Genomic DNA, 638 nt, shown 5'->3' on the forward strand with positions numbered 1-638 from the left:
GTCCAGAGCGGACCGGCGGGCCTCAACGATCTGAAAAACAAGGTCAGCGATGATTTGAGCGCTGCCACTGACGTCGTCAAGGCCGACGCAAATACTGCGATGCAGAAGGTCGAGGAGACGGTAGCGGAGCAAACCGGCTTTGCCGCCCGCCAGGTCGGCGGCATCGCGACGGCGCTGCAAAAGGTCGGCGCGGAACTTGAACAGAGCGACCAGCCCCAAATCGGGCGCTACGCCAGACAGATCGGCGAGAGCGTTCAAGCAATCGCAAAGAATATCGAAGGCCGCGATCTCGGCGAGATCGCTGGCATGGCCGAGGATTTTGGTCGTAAACAGCCCTTCGCCTTCCTGAGTGTGGCGGCTCTTGCGGGGCTTGCTGCCAGTCGGTTTTTCACTGCGTCGGCGAAACGGCCGGAAACGACCAAAACGCAAGAGTCAAGCCAGGTCGGCTCTACCCAGATGAGTACATCGTCGTCCGCTGTAGGAGGTATTGTCAATGGCTGATCCGAACAACAATCCACCGCTTTCCGAATTGATCGGCGGCCTCGTTTCCGACGTGTCGGGCCTCCTGCGCAAGTAAATCGATCTCGCTAAGACGGAGGCGTCTGAGAAAATTTCAAGCGCCCTGAGCGGCGTCGAAG

General features: G+C 59.2%; 1 protein-coding gene. It reads left to right on the forward strand.

Annotated elements, in window-relative coordinates; genetic code table 11:
- Positions 1-501 (forward strand): hypothetical protein (locus AC1D0P_RS26855; protein ID WP_477679516.1); only part of this gene is annotated, 501 nt, incomplete at its 5' end.
- Between the last annotated feature and the right edge of the window lie 137 nt (positions 502-638).

It is taken from the genome of Polaromonas sp. P1_G2 (assembly GCF_056405515.1).